Origin of the sequence: Pseudoxanthomonas suwonensis (genome assembly GCF_000972865.1) — a bacterium.
In the GTDB taxonomy this organism is placed as follows: Bacteria; Pseudomonadota; Gammaproteobacteria; order Xanthomonadales; family Xanthomonadaceae; genus Pseudoxanthomonas; species Pseudoxanthomonas suwonensis_B.
Map to the genome: position 1 here is coordinate 1,673,177 of NZ_CP011144.1, position 20,076 is coordinate 1,693,252.

18 protein-coding genes are annotated in these 20,076 nt (G+C 72.0%); 10 read left to right on the forward strand and 8 right to left on the reverse strand.

The genetic code is table 11. From position 1 onward, the window contains the following. Positions 1-220: 220 nt before the first annotated feature. Genes WQ53_RS07035 through coaBC form a run of 3 tightly spaced genes read right to left on the reverse strand, consistent with a single transcriptional unit; the run spans position 221 to position 4,283 of the window. A complete protein-coding gene (locus WQ53_RS07035) occupies positions 221-2,539 on the reverse strand; it encodes a phosphomannomutase/phosphoglucomutase (protein ID WP_052631470.1) in 2,319 nt (772 codons plus the stop codon). Positions 2,540-2,556: 17 nt separating this feature from the next. Further along, on the reverse strand, positions 2,557-3,015 hold the full coding sequence (gene dut / locus WQ53_RS07040; protein WP_144409401.1) for a dUTP diphosphatase: 459 nt from the start codon (positions 3,013-3,015) through the stop codon (positions 2,557-2,559). A gap of 23 nt (positions 3,016-3,038) precedes the next feature. Next, a complete protein-coding gene (gene coaBC / locus WQ53_RS07045) occupies positions 3,039-4,283 on the reverse strand; it encodes a bifunctional phosphopantothenoylcysteine decarboxylase/phosphopantothenate--cysteine ligase CoaBC (protein ID WP_052631473.1) in 1,245 nt (414 codons plus the stop codon). Positions 4,284-4,378: 95 nt separating this feature from the next. Between coaBC and radC the strand changes: the two genes are divergently transcribed. From radC to WQ53_RS07070, 5 genes are all read left to right on the forward strand, one after another. Then, a complete protein-coding gene (gene radC, locus WQ53_RS07050) occupies positions 4,379-5,053 on the forward strand; it encodes a RadC family protein (RefSeq protein ID WP_052631475.1) in 675 nt (224 codons plus the stop codon). A 77-nt stretch (positions 5,054-5,130) separates the two neighbouring features. Continuing rightward, a complete protein-coding gene (locus WQ53_RS07055) occupies positions 5,131-5,697 on the forward strand; it encodes a DUF1697 domain-containing protein (RefSeq protein ID WP_052631477.1) in 567 nt (188 codons plus the stop codon). 35 nt (positions 5,698-5,732) lie between these two features. Beyond that, positions 5,733-7,421, forward strand: a complete 1,689-nt coding sequence (gene argS, locus WQ53_RS07060; RefSeq protein ID WP_052631479.1) for an arginine--tRNA ligase — start codon at positions 5,733-5,735, stop codon at positions 7,419-7,421. A gap of 52 nt (positions 7,422-7,473) precedes the next feature. Then, complete coding sequence (locus WQ53_RS07065; RefSeq protein ID WP_052631481.1) at positions 7,474-8,196, forward strand: SPOR domain-containing protein; 723 nt, start codon at positions 7,474-7,476, stop codon at positions 8,194-8,196. Positions 8,197-8,413: 217 nt separating this feature from the next. Continuing rightward, a complete protein-coding gene (locus tag WQ53_RS07070; RefSeq protein ID WP_052633963.1) occupies positions 8,414-9,163 on the forward strand; it encodes an SDR family NAD(P)-dependent oxidoreductase in 750 nt (249 codons plus the stop codon). A gap of 235 nt (positions 9,164-9,398) precedes the next feature. On the opposite strand, the gene WQ53_RS07075 is transcribed toward WQ53_RS07070, so the two are convergent. Together WQ53_RS07075 and speA are read right to left on the reverse strand one after the other, a co-directional pair. Next, entirely contained in the window at positions 9,399-10,079 is a 681-nt protein-coding gene (locus WQ53_RS07075) for a MarC family NAAT transporter (protein WP_052631483.1), read from the reverse strand. 85 nt (positions 10,080-10,164) lie between these two features. Further along, positions 10,165-12,054 carry an arginine decarboxylase gene (gene speA, locus WQ53_RS07080; protein ID WP_052631485.1) on the reverse strand — a complete coding sequence of 630 codons (1,890 nt, stop codon included), beginning with the start codon at positions 12,052-12,054 and terminating at the stop codon, positions 10,165-10,167. 317 nt (positions 12,055-12,371) lie between these two features. On the opposite strand from speA, the gene speE reads away from it, so the two are divergent. Then, positions 12,372-13,232: a polyamine aminopropyltransferase gene (gene speE / locus WQ53_RS07085; protein ID WP_052631486.1), complete on the forward strand. Its 861-nt coding sequence runs from the start codon at positions 12,372-12,374 to the stop codon at positions 13,230-13,232. 102 nt (positions 13,233-13,334) lie between these two features. Here the strand turns inward: speE and WQ53_RS07090 are convergent, their stop codons facing one another. Next, positions 13,335-13,595, reverse strand: coding sequence for an SHOCT domain-containing protein (locus WQ53_RS07090; RefSeq protein ID WP_052631489.1), 261 nt, complete (start codon positions 13,593-13,595; stop codon positions 13,335-13,337). Positions 13,596-13,766: 171 nt separating this feature from the next. Continuing rightward, the gene (locus tag WQ53_RS07095; protein WP_052631491.1) at positions 13,767-14,105 is read right to left on the reverse strand and encodes a P-II family nitrogen regulator; all 339 of its coding nucleotides are present in this window, start codon (positions 14,103-14,105) and stop codon (positions 13,767-13,769) included. A gap of 177 nt (positions 14,106-14,282) precedes the next feature. Here WQ53_RS07095 and ubiK point away from each other — a divergent pair, with 177 nt between their 5' ends. From ubiK to WQ53_RS07110, 3 genes are all read left to right on the forward strand, one after another. After that, the gene (gene ubiK / locus WQ53_RS07100) at positions 14,283-14,558 is read left to right on the forward strand and encodes a ubiquinone biosynthesis accessory factor UbiK (protein ID WP_052631492.1); all 276 of its coding nucleotides are present in this window, start codon (positions 14,283-14,285) and stop codon (positions 14,556-14,558) included. Positions 14,559-14,567: 9 nt separating this feature from the next. After that, the gene (locus WQ53_RS07105) at positions 14,568-16,076 is read left to right on the forward strand and encodes a YifB family Mg chelatase-like AAA ATPase (protein ID WP_052631495.1); all 1,509 of its coding nucleotides are present in this window, start codon (positions 14,568-14,570) and stop codon (positions 16,074-16,076) included. Positions 16,077-16,252: 176 nt separating this feature from the next. Beyond that, positions 16,253-18,322 carry a S9 family peptidase gene (locus tag WQ53_RS07110; protein ID WP_052633964.1) on the forward strand — a complete coding sequence of 690 codons (2,070 nt, stop codon included), beginning with the start codon at positions 16,253-16,255 and terminating at the stop codon, positions 18,320-18,322. Between the two features lie 168 nt (positions 18,323-18,490). On the opposite strand, the gene WQ53_RS07115 is transcribed toward WQ53_RS07110, so the two are convergent. Further along, the gene (locus WQ53_RS07115; protein ID WP_052631497.1) at positions 18,491-19,657 is read right to left on the reverse strand and encodes a putative peptide maturation dehydrogenase; all 1,167 of its coding nucleotides are present in this window, start codon (positions 19,655-19,657) and stop codon (positions 18,491-18,493) included. 86 nt (positions 19,658-19,743) lie between these two features. On the opposite strand from WQ53_RS07115, the gene WQ53_RS07120 reads away from it, so the two are divergent. Further along, positions 19,744-20,058, forward strand: coding sequence for an NHLP-related RiPP peptide (locus tag WQ53_RS07120; protein ID WP_052631498.1), 315 nt, complete (start codon positions 19,744-19,746; stop codon positions 20,056-20,058). Positions 20,059-20,076: the final 18 nt, after the last annotated feature.

The following is a 20,076-nucleotide window of genomic DNA, read 5'->3' on the forward strand; positions in this document are numbered from 1 at the left end:
GCAGGCGACGTCCTCATGATTCCGACGCTCGTGTCGCCGACTGAAGTCAGCTCCTACAGGAGAGCGGCGGCGCCGGGGCTGTTGTAGGAGCCGGGTTCAGCCGGCGACCCGACGCCGTCGGTCCAGGCGACGCCCCCGTGGTCCCGACGCACGTATCGCCAGCAAGCCGGGCTCCTGCAGGAAGCGCGCCGGTGCGGTGGCCGGCGCGCGATCCGCCACCTCAGAAGTCCAGCGTCGCCTCCGGCAGCAGCACGCGTAGCTGCTCGCGGTAGAGGTTCTTGATCCGCGCCAGTGCCTGCTCGCTTTCGGCCTCGAAGCGCAGCACCAGCACCGGCGTGGTGTTGGAGGCGCGCAGCAGGCCCCAGCCGTCGTTCCAGTCCGCGCGCAGGCCGTCGATGGTGGCCAGGCGTGCGTTGGCGAACTCGGTGCCCTCGGCCTGCACGGCGGCGGCGAACTGCGCGACCAGCACGTGCGGGTCGCCGTCCATCGGCACCTTGATCTCGGGCGTGGCCACGCTGTCGGGCAGTTCGGCCAGCACTTCCGACGGGGTCTCGAAGCGGCCGGCCAGGATCTCCAGCAGGCGCGCGGCCGAGTACAGGCCGTCGTCGAAACCGTACCAGCGCTCCTTGAAGAAAAAGTGGCCGCTCATCTCGCCGGCCAGCTCGGCCTCGGTCTCGCGCATCTTGGACTTGATCAGCGAGTGGCCGGTCTTCCACATCAGCGGGCTGCCGCCGTGGCGCAGGATGTAGTCGGACAGCTTGCCGGTGCACTTGACGTCGTAGATCACCAGCGCACCCGGGTTGCGCATCAGCACGTCGGCCGCGTACAGCATCAGCAGCCGGTCGGGGAAGATGATCTGGCCTTCCTTCGTGACCACGCCCAGGCGGTCGCCGTCGCCGTCGAAGGCCAGGCCCAGGTCGGCGTCGAAGCGCTTGACCGTGGCGATCAGGTCCTCGAGGTTGTGCGGATCGCTGGGGTCTGGATGGTGGTTGGGGAAGCTGCCGTCGACGTCGCAATACAGCGGGATCACCTCGGCGCCGATCGCCTCCAGCAGGCGCGGGGCGATGTCCCCGGCAACCCCATTCCCGGCGTCGGCCACCACCTTCAGCGGCCGCTCCAGCTGCACGTCGTCGGCGATGCGGCGGATGTAGTCCTCGTCCACCGCCTGCTGCTGCAGTGAGCCGACGCTGTCGGCCTGGAGCAGGCGACCGTCGCGGATGCGCGCGTACAGGTCGTGGATGGCGGTGCCGGACAGGGTCTCGCCGCCGACCACGACCTTGAAGCCGTTGTAGTCGGGCGGGTTGTGGCTGCCGGTCACCGCCACGCCGCTGCCGGCGCGCAGGTGGTAGGCGGCGAAGTACACCACCGGGGTCGGGACCATGCCCACGTCGATCACGTTGCGGCCGGCCTTACGCAGGCCCTCGATCAGGCCGCCGGCCAGCTCCGGGCCGGACAGGCGGCCGTCGCGGCCGACCACGATCTCGGTCAGGCCCTGCTCGGCCATCACGCTGCCGATGGCCTGGCCGATCCAGGCGGCGACCTGCGGGGTCAGTTCGCGCCCGACCACGCCGCGGATGTCGTAGGCGCGGAAGATCCCCGGCGTCAGCTGGACCTCGGCCACCACCGGCGCGGCGCGCGCCGGGGCGGCCGGCGCCGTTTCCTGGTCGCGCCGGATGGTCTGGCCCAGGGTCGGCGTTTCCTCCTCGACCACCACCGCCTTGCGGCGCACCTGCGGCAGCTTGCCGTAGGCAAGCAGCATCGCCAGCACCGCCAGCAGCGCGAGCACCACGGCGGCGACCAGGCACGGGATGGCGCCCAGCCCGAACGGGCCGCGGGCCACGTCCGGCACCGCGGCGGCGGCGCGCAGGCCGGTCTTGCCGACCTCGCGCGAGAGCACGTCGGCGCTGCCGGCCAGCGCGGCGTCGCCGCGCTCGGCCACGTTGTAGCCGCCCTGGCGCAGCGCCAGGTAGGCGCCGCCGGGTACGGCGGCCTGTTCCAGGCCCGCGGTCAGCGACGCCAGCGGCAGGCGCACGTAGGCCACCGCGGGGACGCCGGCCAGCGCCGCCGGCGCGGCCAGACCCAGGCGCGGCGCGCCTTCGTCGCGGACCACCGCAGCCACCGCGGCGCCGTCGCTCATCGCCTTCTCGAGCAGGCCGAGCCGGGCGTAGCCGAAGCCGGCCGCATCGGCGTAAGCGCCGACCAGATCGGCGCGCAGGAACTGCGCATGCTCCACGCCGTTCCAGCCGGCGGTCAGCGCGGCGGCGGCGGCGGCCGGATCGGCGGCGGCCAGCGCGGCCTGCACGTCCTCGCGCGCGAGCCGCTCGTCCAGGGCGCGGGTCTGCGCCGCCACCGCGGCGGCGGCGGCGGCCACCATGCCGTCACGGGCCGCGACCAGCTGCTGCTCGCGCGCGTCGGCGCGCCACTGCGCCACGCCGCTCCAGGCGAACCAGGCGGCCAGCAACGCCAGCAGCAACGCCAGCAGCGGCGCGCTCCTCCTGACCTGCCCGGCCGACAGCGGACCTGCTTGCATCTGCACCATGCGTTCCTTTCCCCTGTTCAACGTACGCCGGTGTGGCCGAATCCACCCTCGCCGCGCGCGCTGCCGGCGAAAGTATCCACCACCTTCAGCTTCGCACGCACGACCGGTGCCAACACCAGCTGGGCGATGCGGTCCCCCGGCTGGATCGTGAACGCTTCCCGGCCCCGGTTCCAGACGCTGATCAGCAGCGGGCCCTGGTAGTCGGCGTCGATCAGGCCGGTGCCGTTGCCCAGCACGATGCCGTGGCGGTGGCCCAGCCCCGAGCGCGGCAGCACCAGCGCGCACAGGCCCGGGTCGCCGATGTGGATGGACAGGCCACTGGGTACCAACGCCGCGTCCCCGGGTTGCAGGACAAGCTCGGTCTCCAGCGCCGCGCGCAGGTCCAAGCCGGCGCTGGCGGCGGTGGCGTACTCGGGCATCGGCCAGCTGTCGCCGAAGCGCGGGTCCAGCAGCCTCACTTCCAGCTCGTGGACCATCGCCGGATGGGTCGTCATCTCGTTCATGCCTTCAGCCGCTCGGCGACCAGTTCGACCAGGCCGTCGGCCAGGCGCACCTTCGGCGCCGGCGGGAAATCGCGCTCGCCGCCGGGCCAGAAGGCGGTCATGGCGTTGTCGTCGCTCTCGAAGCCGGCGCCTGGCACGCCGACGCGGTTGGCCACGATCAGGTCCAGGCGCTTGGATTCCAGCTTCTGGCGGGCGTAGTCGGCGACGTGGTCGGTCTCGGCGGCGAAGCCGACCACCAGCTTCAGGCCGGCGTCCTCGCGGCGGGCGACCTCGGCCAGGATGTCCGGGGTGCGGACCAGGTCCAGCGCCAGGGTCTCGCCGGTGCCGGTCTTCTTGATCTTGTTCGGCGCGAACGCGCGCGGGGCGTAGTCGGCCACCGCGGCGGCGCCGATGTAGATGTCGGCCGGCAAGGCGGCGAACACCGCCGCGCGCATCTGCGCGGCCGAGCGCACGTCCACCCGCTGCACGCCCGGCGGCGTGTCCAGCTGCACCGGGCCGGCCACCAGCACCACCTGCGCGCCCTGCCGGGCCGCGCTGGCGGCCACCGCGAACCCCATCTTGCCGCTGCTGCGGTTGCCCAGGTAGCGCACCGGGTCCAGGTCCTCGTAGGTCGGGCCGGCGCTGACCACCACCTTCAGGCCCTGCAGCAGGCCCGGGGGCGCGGGCCGGCCGGCCTGCGGTGCGGCCGTGGCGGCCAGTTCGGCGACGATCGCGTCGGGCTCGCGCAGGCGCCCTGGGCCGGATTCGCCCTCGGCCAGCGGACCGTCGTCCGGACCGATCACCTGCACCCCGCGCGACCGCAGCAGGGCGACGTTGGCGGCGGTGGCCGGGTGCCGCCACATGCGGTGGTTCATCGCCGGGACCACGCTCAGCGGCGCCTCGGTGGCCAGGCACAGGGTGCTGACCAGGTCGTCGGCCAGGCCGTGCGCCAGCTTGGCCAGCAGGTCGGCGGTGGCCGGGGCCACGACCACGCGGTCGGCCCAGCGCGCCAGCTCCAGGTGGCCCATCGCCTGCTCGGCGGCGCTGTCCCACAGGGTGGTGCGCGCCGGGTGCCCGGACAGGGCCTGGAAGCTGAGCGGGGTGACGAACTGCTGGGCGCCGGCGGTCATCGCCACCTGCACCGCCGCGCCGGCGTCGCGCAGGCGCCGCACCAGTTCCAGCGCCTTGTAGGCGGCGATCCCGCCGCCGACGCACAACAGGATCCGCTGCCCGCCGAGCGGGCCGGTGGCCGTAGCAGTCACCTGGAGTTTTCCTACGCTGAACAGGGCGACCAGCTTACTCCAAGCGCCCCGCCGCACCGATGCCGGCGCGCGCAGCCGCGCGGCAGGCTGACGCCATGCACATCCGCGAATGGCCCAGCACAGAGCGTCCCCGCGAGAAGCTGCTCGGCCGCGGCGCGGCGGTGCTGTCGGACGCCGAGCTGCTGGCGATCTTCCTCGGCTCGGGCCTGCCCGGCCGCGACGCAGTGCAGACCTCGCGCGACCTGCTGGCCGCGCACGGCCCGCTGCGTGCCCTGCTCGACCGTACTGCGCGCGACCTGGCCAAGCTGCCGGGCCTGGGGCCGGCCCGCGCCTGCCAGCTGGCCGCGGCGCTGGAACTGGGCAACCGCCACCTGGCCGCGGCGCTGGAGCGCGGCGAGGCACTGACCGACCCGGTCGCGGCCGGCCGCTACTTCGCCCGGCGCCTGCGGCCGCACCGGCACGAGGTCTTCGCCGCGCTGTTCCTGGACACCCGGCACCGCTCGCTGGCCTTCGAGGAGCTGTTCCACGGCACCATCGACGGCGCCGAGGTGCATCCGCGCGAGGTGGTGCGCCGCGCCCTGGCGCACAACGCCGCGGCGGTGATCGTCGGCCACAACCACCCGTCCGGCTGCGCCGACCCGTCGGCGGCCGATCGCGCCGTGACCGTCCGGCTCAAGCAGGCGCTGGCGTTGGTGGAGGTCCGGCTGCTGGACCACTTCGTGGTCGGCGATGGCGAGCCGGTGTCGCTGGCCGCACGCGGGCTGGTCTGAGCGCCTGCGCCTGCGCCTGCGTCCGCAGGCAGGCACACAAGGTAGATTGCAGCCTCGCCCACCGCCAGGAGCCCGCGATGCCCGCCTATGCCGCCCTGCTGCGCGCGGTCAACGTCGGCGGCACCGGCAAGCTGCCGATGTCGGAACTGCAGGCCATGTGCGAGGCCGAAGGCTATGCCGGGGTACGGACCTACATCGCCAGCGGCAATGTCGTGTTCCACGCCGGGCTCGGCGAGGCGCAGGTCAAGGCCGCCCTCGAACGGCGCCTGCAGGCCTACGCCGGCAAACCGGTCCGGGTGCTGGTCCGCACCGCCGCGGAGCTGGCACGGATCCTGGCGGCCAATCCCTTCCCCGACCAGGCGCCCAACCGCACCGTCGCCATCTTCCTCGACCATGCCCCGCCTGCCGACGCGCTGGCGGCGGTGAGCCAGCAGAAGGACGAACAGCTGGCCCTGGGCGAGCGCGAGATCTACGTGGCCTACGGCGCCGGCATGGCCGATTCCCGGCTGCGGATCCCGGCCGGGGACGCCGGCACCGCGCGCAACATGAACACGGTCGCCCGGCTGGCGGCGATGGCCGCGGCACTGGACGCGGACCCACCGGCGCCATCCCCAAGGCCGGCCCGGGCCCGGCGGAGCGGGTAAAATGCCCGACCAGACCGCATGAACCCGCCCCCCGAGTGAAAACCCTCCTCAGCGCCCTGATCACCCAGGGCATCGACGCGCTGCGCGCCAGCGGCATCCTGCCGGCCGACGCTGCCACCCCGGACTTCGTGGTCGAGCGGCCCAAGACCCGCGAGCACGGCGACTTCGCCACCAACGCCGCGATGCTGCTGGCCAAGGCCGCGCGCAGCAACCCGCGCGCGCTGGCGCAGGCGCTGGTCGCGGCGCTGCCCGCCAGCGACGACGTCGCCCGGGTCGAGATCGCCGGGCCGGGCTTCATCAACTTCCAGCTGGCCCCGGGCGCCTGGCAGCGCGAGATCGCCGCCGCGCTGAAACACGGCGAGGACTACGGCCGCAACACCTCCGGCCGCGGCCATGTCGCCGGCGTGGAGTACGTCTCGGCCAACCCGACCGGCCCGCTGCACGTCGGCCACGGCCGCGCCGCGGCGATCGGCGACTGCATCGCCCGGGTGCTCGGCGCCAACGGCTGGACCGTCAAGCGCGAGTTCTACTACAACGACGCCGGCGTGCAGATCGAGAACCTGGCCCGCTCCACCCAGGCGCGCCTGCGCGGCCTGCGCCCCGGTGACGGCGACTGGCCGGCCGACGCTTACAACGGCGACTACATCCAGGACGTGGCTGACGCCTACCTGCGCGGCGACACGGTGCAGATCGAGGGCCACGAGGTCGCCGGCGCGGGCGACGTCGAGGACACCGACGCGATCCGCCGCTTCGCCGTGGCCTGGCTGCGCAACGAGCAGAACCAGGACCTGGCCGCGTTCGGCGTCGACTTCGACATCTATTTCCTCGAGAGCTCGCTGTACACCGACGGCAAGGTCGAGGAGACCGTGCGCGAACTGGTCGCCAAGGGCCATACCTACGAGGAGGGCGGCGCGCTGTGGCTGAAGTCCACCGACTTCGGCGACGACAAGGACCGGGTCATGCGCAAGTCCGACGGCAGCTACACCTACTTCGTGCCGGACGTGGCCTACCACCTGAGCAAGTGGCAGCGCGGCTACGAGCGCGCGATCACCGAGCTGGGCGCCGACCACCACGGTTCGCTGGCGCGGGTGCGCGCCGGCCTGCAGGCGCTGGACGTGGGCATCCCCAAGGGTTGGCCGGAGTACGTGCTGCACCAGATGGTGACGGTGATGCGCGGCGGCGAGGAAGTGAAGCTGTCCAAGCGCGCTGGTTCGTACCTGACCCTGCGCGACCTGATCGAGGAGGCCGGGCGCGACGCCACCCGCTGGTTCCTGATCGCGCGCAAGCCCGACTCGCAGCTGGTGTTCGACATCGACCTGGCGCGCCAGCAGAGCAACGACAACCCGGTGTTCTACGTGCAGTACGCGCACGCCCGCGTCGCCAGCCTGCTGCGCCAGGCCGCCGAGAAGGGCTATGCGTACGACCAGGCCAACGCGCTGGCGCACCTGGGCAAGCTGGACGACGAGGGCTCGCTCACGCTGATGGTGGAGCTGTCGCGCTGGCCGGAGGTGGTCGAGGCGGCCGGCCAGTCGCTGGAACCGCACCTGGTCGCCCAGTACCTGCGTGAACTGGCCTATGCTTTCCACACCTGGTACGCGAACACGCCGGTGCTGGTGGAGGACGCGGACCTGCGCGACGCGCGCCTGGCGCTGGCCTTGGCCGTGCGACAGGGCCTGGCCAACGGCCTGGACCTGCTCGGCGTGAGCGCGCCGGAGCGGATGTGATGCGCCGGGCAGCGCACCAGGCGGCGTGCCGGGTGAACGGGAGAACGATGTAATGGCGGCAAGACGTGGCAAGAACCAGGCCCGGCGCAATGGCAGCAGCGGCCGCCCGGCGTGGGTCTGGCTGGTGGCCGGACTGGCCATCGGCGCGGTGGTGTTCCTGGCGGTGCCGGGCCTGCTGAAGAAGGACGGCGACGGTTTCGCCCGCTTCGGCCCGCGCGCCAACCCGGACGCGCAGCCGGCGCCGATCGCCGACACCGAGGCCATCGCCGAGACGCCGGCGACCGGCGCGCAGCCGGCGGACACCGCGCCGCAATACGACTTCTACACCGTGCTGCCAGGCAACGAGGTGCGCCTGTCCGACGCCGAGCTGGCCGCCAGCGCGCGCGAGGAACAGGCCCGCCGCGCGCAGGAAGAGGCGCGCCGCGCCCGCGACGCGCTGGAAGGCCGCACGCCGGCGCCGACCGCAGCGGTGGCCGCCGCGCCGGCCGACACCACCGCGGCAGCGGCCACCACCGTCGCCACGGCTGCGGTGCCGGCCGACGGCGCGCGCTACATCCTGCAGGCCGGCGCGTTCGGCGCGGCCGGCGACGCGGAGGAAGTGAAGGCCCGGATCGCCATGCTCGGCCTCGGTGCCCGGGTGGAGACGGGGCAGGCCAACGGCAAGACCGTGTACCGCGTGCGCATGGGGCCCTATGCCACCGCCAGCGAGCTGGCCGAAGCCAAGCGCAAGCTCGCCGACAGCGGCCTGCCGGCGATGGCGATCCGCGCGCAGTGATTCCGCTAGGCGGAATCACCCCAAGGCTTGCTGCGCAAACCTTGGGCCCCGTGCCCGTTGCATCCACATCCCCTGCGCCTGCCGGCGCGCCCCCTTGACTCAAGGGGGCTGCTTCTACGGCCCGCGTTCTCGGCAGGTGGGACTTGGCCCACATCTGGCAGACCACTATCCCGCGATGGTGCGAGAATCGGCGGGGTTCTCCCGCATGGAATCCGTGATGTCCAAGACCGCTTTCATCACCGGCGCCACCTCCGGCTTCGGCCTGGCCGCCGCACGCCGCTTCGTCGCCGCCGGCTGGAAGGTGGTGGCCGGCGGCCGCCGCCGCGAGCGCCTGCAGGCGCTGGTCGACGAACTGGGCTCGGCGAACGTGCATCCGGCGTGCTTCGACGTGCGCGACGCAGCGGCGATGGCCGCGGCGCTGGATGCGCTGCCGGCCGGCTTCGCCGAAATCGACGTGCTGGTCAACAACGCCGGCCTGGCGCTGGGCACCGCGCCGGCGCAGCAGGCCAGCCTCGAGGACTGGCGGGTCATGATCGACACCAACGTCACCGCGCTGGTGACGCTGACCCATCGCCTGCTGCCGGCGCTCGTCGCGCGCAAGGGCGTGATCGTCAACGTCAGTTCGGTGGCCGGCGTGTATCCGTACCCGGGCGGGAACGTCTACGGCGGCACCAAGGCCTTCGTCAGCCAGTTCTCGCTGAACCTGCGCACCGACCTGCACGGCAGCGGTGTGCGCGTGACCACGATCGAGCCGGGCATGGCCGAGACCGAGTTCACCCTGGTCCGCACCCATGGCAACCAGGCCGCTTCCGACACCCTGTACAAGGGCGCGCAGCCGATGACCGGCGAGGACATCGCCGAGCAGATCTACTACGTGGCCACGCTGCCGGCGCACCTCAACATCAACCGGCTGGAGATCATGCCGGTGACCCAGTCGTTCGCCGGGTTCCAGGTGTTCCGCGGCTGACGCGGATGATCCCCCGCTTCTTGTAGGAGCCGGGTTCAGCCGGCGACACGGGCGTCGGGGTCATGAGGGCGTCGCCTGTGCCGGCGGCGTCGGGTCGCCGGATGAATCCGGCTCCTACAATCGCTGCGACGCGGCCGCGCTCCTGTAGGAGCTGACTTCAGTCGGCGACACGGGCGTCGGGATCACGATGCCGTCGCCTGTGCCGACGGCATCGCCTCGCGGGCAAGCCCGGCTCCTACAACGACAGCAGGACGTGCACTTCCTCGGCGACCTCGTAGACGCCGTTGATCACGAACTGCACGCCGATGCATACCAGCAGGAAGCCCATCAGCCGCGAGAACGCCTCCACGCCACTGTTGCCGAGCCTGCGCATGATCGCGCCGGAGCTGCGCAGGCACAGAAGCAGGATCAGGCTGGCCAAGAAGAAGATCAGCGGCGGCGCCACCAGCATCACCCACTCGGCGTAGGGCTGCTTGTCCTTCACCGCCGCGGCGGTGCTGATGATCAGGGCGATGGTGCCCGGCCCGGCGGTGCTGGGCATGGCCAGCGGGATGAAGGCGATATCGTCGGTCCGGTGCTGGCGCAGCTCCTCGGTGCGGCGCTCCACTTCCGGGGTTTCGTCCAGCTTCTGCTGCGGGAACAGCATGCGGAAGCCGATGAAGGCCACGATCAGGCCGCCGGCGATGCGCAGGCCGGTGATCGAAATGCCGAACACGTTCATGACCAGCTGGCCGGTGTAGTACGCCACCATCATGATCACGAACACGTAGATCGAGGCACGCAGGGCTTGGTGGTCGCGCTCGGCCTCGCTCATCCCCCGCGACAGGCCCATCAGCAACGCCACGGTCGTCAGCGGGTTGGCCAGCGGCAGCAGCGTGGCCAGGCCGATTCCGACCGCCGTCAGCAATTCAAGCACTACGCATCCTCCCGCCCCGTCCGGAGCTCCACCATACACGCGCGGCCTCGCCCTCGCCGCCTCGCCGGGACAAACGCGACGGCGGTCACGCCAGCGGCTCGTCGGACAGGTAGGTGTAGCCGGTCAGGCCGGCCTCCAGCGCAGCGGCGATCGCCTCCGCTTCGGCCTGCGCCAGCCCGGCCTCGCGCACACGCTGCGCGTACGCCGCGCGCAGGTCGTCCAGGCGGTAGCCGACGTAGTCGAGCATGACGTCGGTGGTGTCGCCGCGGCGCTGCTGGGTCAACTCGTAGCCGCCGCCGTCGGTCAGCCGCACTTCGACCGCGTCGGTGTCGCCGAACAGGTTGTGGATGTCGCCGAGGATCTCCTGGTAGGCGCCGACCAGGAAGAAGGCGATGCGGTAGCTCTCGCCGTGGCGCACCGCGTGCAGCGGCAGCGAGGTATCCAGCCCGCCGTTCTCGACGTAGGTCTTGACCGTGCCGTCGGAATCGCAGGTCATGTCGGCGATCACGCCGCGGCGGTCCGGCACCTCGTCCAGGCGCTCGATCGGCACGATCGGGAACACCTGGTCGATCGCCCAGGCGTCGGGGATCGACTCGAACACGCTGAAGTTGACGAAGTACTTGTCGACCAGGCGGTCGTTGAGCTCGTCCAGCACCGGCCGGTGGCTGCGCTCGCCGCCATCCAGGCGCGCGCGCACGCCGTGGGCCACCGCGTAGAACAGGTCATCCACCCGCGCGCGCTGCGGCAGGTCGATCTGGCCCAGGGCGTAGGCGGACAGGCCTTCGGCGTGGAAGTGCTGGGCCTCGTGGAACAGCTCCAGCGGCGGGCGCCGGTCCAGGTCGGCGTGCAGTTCGCGCAGGTGGCGGATCGCGGCCGGCTCGTCGTCGTGCGCGTCGGGCACGCGGCCCTCCGGCGCGGTCTCGACCTCGGTGGTGTTGGCCACAAGCACCGCGTGGTGGGCGGTCATCGCCCGGCCGCACTCGGTGACGATGCGCGGCGGCACCAGCCCCTGCTCGGCGCAGGCCTCGGCCAGCGGCTGCACGATGTTGGCCGCGTACTGGTTCAGGCCGTAGTTGATCGAGCACTCGCTGCGCGAGCGGGTGCCCTCGTAGTCGATGCCCAGGCCGCCGCCCACGTCCATGTAGCGCACCTTGGCGCCCAGGCGCGAGAGTTCGCTGAAGTAGCGGGTTGCCTCACGCATCCCGTTGGCGATGTCGCGGACGTTGGAGATCTGCGAGCCCATGTGGAAGTGCAGCAGCTGCAGGCAGTCGGTCATCCCGGCCTCGCGCAGCGACTTCCACAGGTCCAGCAGCTGGCGCGGCGACAGCCCGAACTTGGCCTTGTCGCCGCCGCTGTTCTGCCACTTGCCGGCGCCCAGCGAAGCCAGGCGCATGCGCACGCCCAGGCCGGGCTGCACGCCGAGGTGGCGCGCCTCCTCCAGCACCAGCGCCAGCTCGGACGGCTTCTCGATGACGATGAAGGTCTCCAGGCCGAGCTTGCGCCCGATCAGGGCCAGGCGGATGTACTCGCGGTCCTTGTAGCCGTTGCACACGATCAGTCCGCCCGGCCGCGACAGGGCCAGCACCGCCATCAGCTCGGGCTTGCTGCCGGCCTCCAGGCCGAAGCCCTCGCCGGCGTGCGAGGCCAGGGTCCCGGCCACGCCGCGGTGCTGGTTGACCTTGATCGGGTAGACCGCGGTGTAGCCGCCGGCGTAGTCCCAGTCGGCCATGGCCTGGGCGAAGGCGGCCTGCAGCCGGCCCAGTCGGTCGCCGAGGATGTCCGGGAAGCGCAGCAGCAGCGGCAGCTGCATGCCCTGGGCGCGGGCGGCGTCGACCAGCGCCGGCAGGGCCAGCGCCGGGCCGCCCTCGCCACGCGGCAGCACCTGCATGGCGCCGTCGGCCACGTCGAAGTAGCCGCCGGACCAGTGCGGGATGGACCAGGTCTTGCGGGCGTGGTCGGCGGACCAGTCGCTCATCGGCGTGCGGCTCGGGCTGCAATAAAGGGAGGGCATTCTAACGCCCCGGTTCAGAATGCTTCGTTACAATGCGCGCCCGCTCGAGCCGGCTCCCGCCGGAGGCAACTCCTCCAGGGCTCGAAGCCCCTCTCCCTCCGGGAGAGGGGCTGGGGAGAGGGTCGGAGAAGCAGCACCCGGCCCGACCTCTGAGCCACCTGTTTCAGTCCACGCCCCACCGCCACCGCTTCGCCGACCCTCATCCGCCCCTTCGGGGCACCTTCTACCCCGAGGGCACCCTGTCCCGGGGGGAGAAGGGAAAAAGCATTAAGGACACCGCCATGAGCACCCAGGACAACTGGTACATCGAGCACTTCGAGCCGACCGGATCGGCCATCGGCTACCGGATCGAGGGCAAGCTCGACGAAGTCCAGTCGCCGTTCCAGAAGATCGAGGTCTACAAGACCAGCGACTGGGGCAACCTGATGCTGATCGACGGCGCGGTGATGCTCACCAGCCGCGACAACTTCCTGTACCACGAGATGATCGCCCACCCGGTGCTGTTCACCCATCCGGCGCCCAGGCGCGTGGTGATCATCGGCGGCGGCGACTGCGGCACCCTGCGCGAGGTGCTCAAGCACCCGGGCGTGGAGAGCGCCACCCAGTGCGACATCGACGAGCAGGTCACGCGCATGGCCGAGAAGCACTTCCCGGAGCTGTGCGACTCCAACGCCGACCCGCGCGCCGAGCTGCTGTTCGACGACGGCGTGGCCTACATGGCCAACTGCCCGGCCGGCAGCGTCGACGTGGTGATCGTCGACTCGACCGACCCGGTCGGCCCGGCCGAGGGCCTGTTCAACCAGGCCTTCTACGCCAGCTGCTTCCGCGCGCTCAAGGACGACGGCATCCTCGTGCAGCAGTCCGAGTCGCCGCTGGCGCAGCTCGAACTGATCAAGGCGATGCGCGCGGAGATGGGCAAGGCCGGCTTCACCACCTTCAAGACCCTGCCGTTCCCGCAGCCGTGCTACCCGACCGGCTGGTGGAGCGTGACGATGGCGCGCAAGGGCCAGGGCTTCGGCTTCCGCGACGGCGACGCGGCGGCCAAGGGCTTCCCGACGAAGTACTACAGCGCGCACCTGCACCAGGGCGTGCTGGTCGCGCCGCCCTTCGTGGCCGAGGCGCTGGGCGAAGCGCAGGGCTGAAGACCGGCGCCGCGCCGCCGCGGAGCGCGACGGCAGCCATCGAACGAATGCCCCGCCTCGGCGGGGCATTCCGTTTGCGGCGCCGCATGGCGCCAGGCGTTCTCAGGCGCTCAGGATCTTGGCCTTCTCGGCCGCGAACTCTTCCTCGGTAAGCACGCCGCTCTTCTGCAGCTCGCCGAGTTTCTGCAGCATCGCGATCCTGTCTTCGGTCATTCCTGGCGCTGGCGCCGCGGCGGGAGCGGGTACGGCCGGCGCTTCCGGCGCCGGTGCCTGCGGATTGCCCTTGCCCAGCACCGCCTTGGCGGTCCCGGTGATCACGGCGGTACGCGCGGCCGTGCCGAGCAGGCTCCTGGTTCTCCTCATTGCCGTTCTCCTGGTCCGTGCACGCGGCCGGGCCGCGTCCCGCGCCGCTGCGAACACCGGCGGCGCGGATCCACTCTACGCCCGCCCGGACACGGAAGTGCGACACGGAGCACGGAATCCGACCGGCGGCCGGATGGCGCGTGCTGCCCGGTCCGTGCCGCAGACGACCGCCTACAGCGCGTCGGCGTCCAGTTCGCCGGTGCGGATCCGCACCACCTGGCCGAGGTCGTAGACGAACACCTTGCCGTCGCCGATCTTGCCGGTGCCGGCCGCGCGCACGATCGCCTCGACCACCGCCTCGACCTGCTCGTCGGTGACCGCGATCTCGACCTTCACCTTGGGCAGGAAATCGACCACGTACTCGGCGCCGCGGTACAGCTCGGTGTGGCCCTTCTGCCGGCCGAAGCCCTTGACCTCGGTGACGGTGATGCCGGCGATGCCCTGGCTGGACAGCGCCTCGCGCACGTCGTCCAGCTTGAACGGCTTGATCACGGCCATGATCATCTTCATCCGGCGGCTCCAGTGGCGTGGGGGCGACAGGATAGCGCGGCGCGCGCTTGCCTCGCCCGCGGCGCTCCGGTCCAATGCCGACGCCCGCCTCGGACTTTTCCGACCGCGCGCGGGGCCGCCGCCCGATTCCCGCCGTCGCGACGCCGGCGCACGCTGTCTTCAACGCCGGAGAACGCCATGATCGACCTCAACCACATCGACGACCTCGCCCGCCGCCTCAGCGAACTGGTCCCGCCGGGCGTGCGCGAATCCGGCGAGGAACTGCAGGCCAGCTTCCGCGGCGCGCTGCAGGCCGGCCTGGCGAAACTGGACCTGGTCACCCGCGAGGAGTTCGACGTGCAGCGCGCGGTGCTGCTGCGCACCCGCGAGAAGCTCGAATCGCTGGAGCGCGCGGTGGAGGAACTGGAAGCGCGCCTGCACGCCGCCGGCCAGCCGCCCGCCAGCCCGCACTGAGACGCGGCCATGGGCCTGGCGCTGGTGCACAGTCGCGCCCGCGCCGGCGTCGCCGCCCCGCCGGTGCAGGTGGAAGTGCACCTGTCCGGCGGGCTGCCCTCCACCCAGATCGTCGGCCTGCCCGCCGCCGCGGTGCGCGAATCGCGCGACCGGGTGCGCGCGGCCATCCTCTGCGCGCAGTTCGAGTACCCGCAGCGGCGCATCACCATCAACCTGGCCCCGGCCGACCTGCCCAAGGACGGCGGCCGCTTCGACCTGCCGATCGCGCTGGGCATCCTCGCCGCCAGCGGCCAGATCGACCGCGACGCGCTTGCCGGCTGCGAGTTCCTCGGCGAGCTGGGCCTGACCGGCGAGTTGCGCCCGGTCGACGGCGTGCTGCCGGCGGTGCTGGCCGCCGCCCGCGACGGCCGCCGGCTGGTGGTGCCGGCCGGCAGCGGCGCCGAAGCGGCGCTGGCGCGCCAGGCCGAGGCCTACGTCGCCCGCACCCTGCTGGAGACCTGCGCCGGCCTGGACGGCCGCACCGCGCTGCCGCGCGCCGAGGCCGGAACGGACGCCGCCACCGCACCGCCACCGGACATGGCCGACGTGCGCGGCCAGGCGCAGGCGCGGCGCGCACTGGAGATCGCCGCGGCCGGCGGGCACCACCTGCTGATGAGCGGTCCACCGGGTTGCGGCAAGACCCTGCTGGCCTCGCGCCTGCCCGGCCTGCTGCCCGAGGCGAGCGAGGCCGAAGCGCTGGAAACGGCGGCGGTGGCCTCGATCAGCGGCCGCGGCTTCGACCCGCGACACTGGCGGCAGCGACCGTGGCGGACGCCGCACCACGGCGCCAGCGCGGTCGCCCTGGCCGGCGGCGGCAGCCCGCCGCGGCCGGGCGAGATCTCACTGGCGCACAACGGCGTGCTGTTCCTGGACGAACTGCCGGAATGGAGCCGCGCCGCGCTCGAGGTGCTGCGCGAGCCGCTGGAGTCCGGCCGCATCACCGTCTCCCGCGCCGGCCGCAGCGCCGAGTTCCCGGCCCGCTTCCAGCTGGTGGCGGCGATGAACCCGTGCCCCTGTGGCTGGGCCGGCGACCCGTCGGCGCGCTGCCGCTGCACGCCCGACCGCATCCGCCAGTACTGGAGCCGCCTGTCCGGCCCGCTGCTGGACCGGATCGACCTGCACCTGGCGATGGCGCGGCTGCCGCCGCAGGCGCTGCGCGCCGACGCGCCGCCGGGCGAGTCCAGCGCCGCAATCCGCCAGCGAGTGCACGCCGCCCGCCTGTGCCAGTTGGAACGTGGCGGCCAGCTCAACGCCCGGCTCGACGCGCCGGGCCTGGCCCACGCCTGCCGCCTGGACCCAGCCGGCCAGCAGCTGCTCGAGCAGGCCGCCGACCGGCTGCAGCTCACCGCCCGCAGCCTGCACCGGGTGCTGCGGGTGGCGCGCACCATCGCCGACCTGGACGACGCGGCCGCCATCGCCACCGCGCACCTGGCCGAAGCCCTCGGCTACCGCACCCCGCCGCCCGGCGCGGACCACTGAGCGGGTGCAGCGCCCATCCGCGGCACACCGCGGATCCGCTGCCGGCGCCACCCGCCTCCCCCATCGGTCATGCCCCCGGTTTAACGCGTCTGCAACGAACGCCGCCGCCGTTCCGCGTTAGCTTGGCCGTTCCGATGCCATCCCGGCGTCCCCGGAGCCACCCATCCATGCACCGCATGCATCGCACGACCCTGCTCGTCTCCAGCCTCGCCCTGGCCCTGGCCGCCTGCACCGGCAAACAAGGCGACACCGCGCAGGCGCCGGCCGCCCCCAAGGAAGTGGAACTGATCCCGCGCGACGCGCTGTTCGGCAATCCCGAGCGCGCGGTGGTGCAGATCAGCCCCGACGGCAAGTACCTGAGCTGGATCGCGCCGGTCGAGGGCGTGATGAACGTCTGGGTCGCGCCCGCCGACGACCCGTCCGCCGCACGCGCGGTCACCGACGACAAGGCCCGCGGCATCCGCAGCTACTTCTGGTCCTACCGTCCCGACACCCTGCTGTACCTGCGCGACACCGGCGGCGACGAGGACTTCCACCTGTACTCGGTGGACCTGGCCGGCAACCAGACCCGCGACCTCACCCCGTTCCCGAAGACCACCGCGCAGGTGGTCGGGGTCAGTCCGAACCAGCCCGACAGCATCCTGGTCGGCATGAACGACCGCGACACCAGGTGGCACGACCTGTACCGCGTCGACCTGGCCAGCGGCCAGCGCACCCTGGTCGAGAAGAACACCCAGGAGATCGCCGGCTACCTCGCCGACGGCGACCATGCGCTTCGCTTCGCCTTCCGCTCGCGGCCCGACGGCGGCATGGACGTGCTCAAGCGCGCCGGCAACAGCTGGGAGAAGTCCGACGACATCCCGTTCGAGGACGTGCTCACCACCAATACCGTGGGCCTGACCCAGGACGGCAGCACCCTGTACCTGTCCGACTCGCGCAACCGCAACACCGCCGCGATCTACGCGATCGACACCGCCAGCGGCCAGCGCACCCTGCTGGCCGAGGATGCCCGCGCCGACATCGGCGGCGGCCTGGCCGACCCGCGCACCGGCGAACTGCAGGCGGTGTCGGTGGACTACCTGCGCAACGAATGGAAGCCGGTGGGCGACGCGCTGACCGCCGACCTGAAGACGCTGGAGGCCATCGGCCCCGGCGAGGTCGGGGTCAACGCGCGCACCCTCGACGACCGCACCTGGATCGTCACCTACTCGGCGGCCGAGTCACCGGTGGTCTACTACCGCTACGACCGCACGCCCGGTGCCGAGGGCCAGCTGACCCGGCTGTTCTCCGCGCGCCCGGCGCTGGACGGCAAGCCGCTGGTGCCGATGTGGCCGCAGGAGCTGAAGTCGCGCGACGGCCTGACCCTGCCCAGCTACCTCACCCTGCCCGCGCACGCCGACCCGGACGGCGACGGCAAGCCCAACGAGCCGGTGCCGATGGTGCTGCTTGTCCACGGCGGCCCGTGGGCGCGCGACGGCTACGGCTACAGCGGCTGGAACCAGTGGCTGGCCAACCGCGGCTACGCGGTGCTGTCGGTCAACTACCGCGGCTCCACCGGCTTCGGCAAGGATTTCACCAACGCCGGCGACGGCGAGTGGGCCGGCAAGATGCATGACGACCTGGTCGACGCGGTCGACTGGGCGGTCGGCGAGGGCATCACCACCGCCGACAAGGTCGCGATCATGGGCGGCAGCTACGGCGGTTACGCCACGCTCGTCGGCTTGACCTTCACCCCGGAGACCTTCGCCTGCGGCGTGGACATCGTCGGCCCGTCCAACCTCAACACCCTGCTGGCCACGGTGCCGCCGTACTGGGCCAGCTTCTACGAGCAGCTGGCGCGGCGCATGGGCGACCCGCGCACCGAGGAGGGCAAGGCCTGGCTGACCGAGCGCTCGCCACTAACCCGCGCCGACCAGATCACCAAGCCGCTGCTGATCGGCCAGGGCGCCAACGACCCGCGGGTGAAGCAGGCCGAGAGCGACCAGATCGTCGAGGCGATGCAGGCCAAGGGCATCCCGGTGACCTACGTGCTGTTCCCCGACGAGGGCCACGGCTTCGCGCGGCCGGAGAACAGCAAAGCCTTCAACGCCGTCGCCGAGAACTTCCTGGCCAACTGCCTGGGCGGCCGTGCCCAGCCGATCGGCGAGGACCTGACCGGCTCGAGCGTCACCGTGCCCGCCGGCGCCGATGGCGTGGCCGGGTTGGCCGAGGCGCTGCAGGCCCATACGCAGGACGTGCGGAAGTAGGCTTGGCCGCGGGGCACCGTGCATTCGGTGCCCCGCGCTGTTCCCGCTGATCCCCCGTCGCCCATGGCGCAGGCGCCACCTTCGTGGTTCCGACGCCCGTGTCGCCAGCAAGCTGGGCTCCTACAAAAAAGCGGCCGAGGCTTGCAGGAGCCGGGCTGGCCGCCGCGCTCAGGCCGACGGCACTGGCCACACCCGGCCCGCGGGATCGAACTCGGCGTTGCGCATGGTGTCGCCACGCCAGCCGAAGCCGCATACCGCCACCACTCCTTCTTCCAGCGCGTCGAGCCCCAACGCCTGCTCGATATTGACCTCGTTGACCGCGCAGGTGACGAACGCCCCCAGGCCCAGGTCGGTCGCACCCAGGTACAGCGTCTGCGATAGGTGCCCGGCGTCCATGATCACCGCGCGGTAGGCCTTGGGATGGCGGCGGTACTTCCAGAAGCAGCGGCCGAAGCGCGCCGCCATCACCACCAGCACCGGTGCGTCGGCGAACCAGTGCTGGCCGGCGACCGCGTTCATCGCCAGGTCGCGCATCGGCACGTCCGGCGCTGGCAGCGGCTCGAGCGCATGCGCGAGCGGGTGGTAGTGGTACAGGCCGGGCGCGAGGCCCTCGACCCGCTGCACGATCAGGTAGGCCTCGGTCGGATGCAGGCTGCCGCCGGACGGGCTGCCCTTCTTGAGGAACACGGTATCGTCGTCCATCCGCCACTGCCCCTGGGCGGCGAACACGCGCTCCAGCATCCGCGCCAGCAACGGCTGCGGCAACGCACGCTCGAGGTCGAAGTTGCGGCACGTGGTCCGGCGCCTCAGCAATTCGTCGAAGTCGGTGGCCTCGCCACGCGGCAGCGCGAGCCTGTGCGCCGGATCGCAGCGCTCCACCACCGCCGCCGGCGGCACGCCGAGATGGGTGCTCAGGCCGACGGCGGTGGACAGACCTGCCGCCTCTGTCGCTGCCGCCGCGTCCTCACCGGCCCAGCGCCCGGCGCGATGGAACATCGCTGCCGGCCCCCACCAGTGGCTGTCGCGGAGGCTCGCATCGGCCACCGCCTGGTCGCCATCCTCGGCGATCGCCAGCCCCAGTGCCAGCAACCGGTCCAGCGCACCTTCGGGCCACGCGGCCAGCGCTTCGTCCACTGTCCATTCTTCAGCCGACAGGCGTCCCAGGCACTCACGCGCGGCCTCGTCGATGGTGACCGGCGCCGCCAGATGTGGCGCATGCGCGATCCATTCCTGCCACCGGGACGCGCCACTGCCGCCGGCCAGGAGACCAGCCAGGTCGAACTCCACCTGCTCGCGCGGCTCCAGGTACACGATCGCGCAACGTCTGACCCGCATTCCGCCTCCCCTTGAAAGCCCGGCACCACAGTATGACCATGCATCACCGCACAATTTCGTGCGGGGAACCACCCTAGGGGAAAACGATGATCAGCGACTCCAAGAGCCAGCCCATGGATCCGGCCGTGGTCGACAAGCTTCTCGACGGCCTGTCCAACGATGATGACTTCCGTGCGCTGTTCACCAAGGATCCGCGTGCCGCGCTCGAGAAGGTAGGCCACAAGGTCGGCAGCACCGACCAGCTGCTTTGCGCCCAGGTCACGACGTTGGCGCCGAAGGAGGAAATCGCGGAAGCGCGGAAGGCGCTCCACGCCTACTTGACCGATCGTAATGCGGCCGCGATGACGATCATCTTCAATTTCGAAGCCGGAAAAGTTGAATCGTCGCTACCAAAGGCCTAGTTGCCGCCGACACGTGTC